Here is a 3,711-nt window from a genome sequence, read left to right on the forward strand (position 1 = left end):
AAGCAGATGGGGTGGATGGCTCCCGCTCCGACTGACGGCATCTGAGTGCCAGGATGTGGTTGCTGTCGAAGCAGCCACGCAGATGCAGGAGCCATCCCCATGGAGATCATCACCGTCGGCATCGATCTAGCCAAGAGCATCTTCCAGGTTCACGCCGTCGACGCAGCTGGGCACGTCGTCGTTCGCAAGGCTCTGAGGCGGGCGCAGGTCGTGCCGTTCTTCGCCAAGCTGCCGCGCTGCCTGGTCGGCATGGAGGCGTGCGGCACAGCGCACCATTGGGCCCGGGAACTCATGAGGCTCGGCCATGACGTGCGGCTGATGCCGCCAGCTTACGTGAAGCCGTACGTCAAGCGCGGCAAAACCGATGCGAATGATGCCGCTGCCATCTGCGAGGCGGTGACACGCCCGAGCATGCGCTTCGTGCCGGTGAAGTCGACCGAGCAGCAGGCGGCGCTGGCCCTGCACCGGACGCGCGACCTGCTGGTCAAGCAACGCACGCAGCTGGTGAACATGATCCGCGGTCTGCTCGCCGAGTTCGGGATCGAGATGGCGCGGGGCCTGCGCCATGCGCTCGAACTGGCAGCTCGGCTCTCAGCCGGAGACGCGGCCGAGGTGCCGCCCCTGGCCCAGCGCGTAGTGAATGGGCTGGCCGATCAGATCGGCGCCGTGCAGATCCAGCTCACCCGGCTGGAGAAGGAGTTGCTGGCCTGGCATCGGGACTGCGACCTGTCACAGCGCCTGGCGACGATCCCGGGTGTCGGCATCGTCTCGGCGACCGCGCTGGCCGCCTCGGTGAGCGAGCCCGAGCGCTTCCGCTCCGGTCGGCAGTTCGCGGCCTCGTTGGGTCTGACACCGCTGCAGAACTGCAGCGGCGGCAAGGAGCGCCTGGGTCGGATCTCGCGCATGGGCGACCGTTACCTGCGCCGCCTGCTCGTGGTCGGCATGACCTCTCTGATCCGGCGCGCGAAGGCGACGCCGACTTCGGTCGACCCGCGGCTGCCGGCGCTGCTGCAGCGCAAGCCGGTGCGCGTGGTGACTGTTGCGGCGGCCAATCGCACGGCGCGGGTCGCCTGGGCGATCATGACCCGCGGTGGCACCTACCGCGCACCAGCGGCCATGGCCGCCTGACAGCACGGCGAGGAGACTTTGCCAGGTTGCGAGGACGATGAGAGTTGATGGCGAACCGGTCAGACCGGGAGCCGGGACACCCCGCCGAATGTCCAGGGCGTCATAGCCCGCTAAGCAGAGTGGGACCCAGCTCGCGGATACCATCAGGGCCAGCAGTCAACATGCACGACTGCATCAACAGGCCGGACACAAGACTGCACCCGACCAACGCGCCAGAAGCTCGATTCGCCACTTGCAATGCGGGAGCCATCCACACAGGACATTCCGGAGTGCGCCATCCTCGTCCTCGACGGCTTCGCCTGCCGCTACAAGTTCCTGACGAACGGACGACGCCAGATCACGGCCTACCTTCTGCCCGGCGACCTGTTCGAACTCGATCTCGAATTCCGGCTGCCCCTCGATTGCGCCGTCGGAACGCTGACCGCCTGCCGCCTCGCCCTGATCCCGCGCTCCGAATACGAGGACCTGATCCGCCGACGTCCGCGCATCGCCCGCGCGCTGCAGATGGTCCGGCTGACGGAGGCCGCGACGTTGCGCGAGTGGATCACCAATCTCGGCTCCCGGTCCGGCCCGGAGCGTCTGGCCCACTTCCTGTGCGAGATGCTGCTGCGGCTGCGCGCGACCGGTCTCGCCTCGGAGAACCAGTACAGCTTTCCCATCACGCAGGCCGATCTCGCCGACACGCTCGGGATGTCGTGCGTGCACGTCAATCGCGTCCTGCAGAAGCTGCGCCGCGACGGGCTGATCGAGCTTTCCGGCCGCAGGCTGACGATCCTCAGGCCCGACGGTCTCAGGACGCTGGCCGAGTACGATGCCTCGTATCTCAAGCCCGCCGCGACGCCCCTGCGACCCTCCGCCAGCGATCGCCCCGCGGCGTGACGGCTCCGGCGGAACGGACGGCGCGGGTCTCGACGACCTGTGTCAGAGGCTGTCGGTGGGCTGCACCCCGGCCCTGGCCGCCATCAGCACGGCTTCCGGCAAGGTTTTGACGCCGAGCGTTTCCATGACGTGCGCGCGATGGATCTCGACGGTGCGGGGGCTGAGGCCGAGGGCGCGGCCGATCGACTTGTTCGTGCCGCCGGCCAGCAACCCCTCCAAGACCTCCCGCTCCCGCGCCGACAGGGCCCCGATGCGAAGCTTGGCGTCGTCGCGTGCCTGGCTGCGCTCGCTGTCGGTGCGCAGTTCGGCCAGGGCCGCCGAGACCGCGGTCAACAACGCCGCGGGCTGCCACGGCTTTTCGAGATAATCGACGGCGCCGGCCTTCATCGCGCGCACACCGAGGCCGACATCGCCGTGGCTGCGACCGATCACCAGCACGGGCAGGGCGAGCCGGCTGGCCTTGAGCGCCTTCGCCACCGTGAGACTCTCGGGCCCGGCGGCCTCGATGTCGAGGATCACGCAGCCCGGCTGCAGCGATCCCGCGATCTCCGCCAGCGCGGTGGCATTCGCGAAGACCTGGACCTCGTAGCCGGCCGGCTGCAGCAACGTGAGCAGCGCCTGCCGCGACGCCGCGTCCTCGTCCACCACGTAGATCCGCGCGCCGGTACGGCCGGTCACATCCTCGGCGATTCCGCCCATATGGCGGATGCGGCCATCCTCGCTCCGGATCGGGAAGAAGGTGTCGCGGATCCGCCGGACGATGCCGTCGGACGGGCGCAGGATACGGTATTCCAGGACGACGACGTCGCCGTTCCCGACCTGCTCGACCGTGCGGTTCGCGCTGTCGCGGTCATCGGGATGGATCGTCGCGAGCCAACTGTCGATCGACCGCAATCGCTCCGGCGCGACGCCCCAGACATGCCGGATGGCACGACTGAGATAGGTGAGGCGCCGGCTCTCGAGGTTCGCGAGCCAGAGGACGTTGGTCGAATGCTCGGCAAACCGCCGAAAGCGCTCTTCGCGCTCGTGCCGGGCCGTCTCGTCCCGCTTCCGTTCCGTGATGTCGAGGGCGACGCCGACGACGCCCGTGGGACGGCCGTCCTCGAACTCGGTTCGACCGTGGGTGGCGACCCAGCGCTCGACTCCGTCCCCGATCCCGATCACGCGGTGCTCGAGGGTGTAGACGCCCTCCCCAGCCGGGTCGCAGCAGCGGGCGAGCGCGTCCTCCACCCGCGCGCGGTCCTCGGGGTGGACGGCCGACATCCAGACGGCGCGATCGACATGCGCGTCGGGCGGCAGACCCCAGATCGCCTTGAGACGCCTGTCCCAGGTCAGCGCTCCCGTGGCCGGGTTCCAGCTGTAGGATGACAGACCGACGAGGTCGGCGGCCGCCTGCATCCGAGCCTCGCTCCGGCGCAGCGCCTCCGCCGTCGGCCCGGCTTCGTTCTCTTCCTCGACGATGAGGAGCACCGCCTGTTCCGACGCACTTGGGCGCCATGCCCGCGCGGCCGGACGTCCGAGGGGCAGCCCGCTGATCCGCGTCCAGCGCTCCGAGCCGTCGTCGGTTCGGTGGCGGAAGCGCGTGCGCAGGGCGACGTCGCCGCGCAACGCCTTCGCGAAGGGATGGTCGTGCGCATCGAGGATCGTGCCGTCCGCCGCGTATCCGGTCCATCGCGGGGCCGCACCGGCGTCGGCGCCGGGCGC

Annotated in this window: 3 protein-coding genes; 2 read left to right on the forward strand and 1 reads right to left on the reverse strand. The window is 69.4% G+C overall.

Features of this window, described 5'->3' with window-relative positions:
* The first annotated feature begins 99 nt into the window (after positions 1-99).
* A complete protein-coding gene (locus MFF42_RS22760) occupies positions 100-1,128 on the forward strand; it encodes an IS110-like element ISMmg2 family transposase (RefSeq protein ID WP_009867220.1) in 1,029 nt (342 codons plus the stop codon).
* Positions 1,129-1,365: 237 nt separating this feature from the next.
* Entirely contained in the window at positions 1,366-2,007 is a 642-nt protein-coding gene (locus MFF42_RS22765; RefSeq protein WP_238257966.1) for a Crp/Fnr family transcriptional regulator, read from the forward strand.
* 42 nt (positions 2,008-2,049) lie between these two features.
* Here the strand turns inward: MFF42_RS22765 and MFF42_RS22770 are convergent.
* Positions 2,050-3,711, reverse strand: a 1,662-nt coding sequence (locus MFF42_RS22770; RefSeq protein ID WP_238257967.1) for a PAS domain-containing protein, incomplete at its 5' end; no start/stop codon positions are given.

The sequence above is a fragment of the Methylorubrum podarium genome (assembly GCF_022179745.1).
GTDB classification, from domain to species: Bacteria; Pseudomonadota; Alphaproteobacteria; order Rhizobiales; family Beijerinckiaceae; genus Methylobacterium; species Methylobacterium podarium.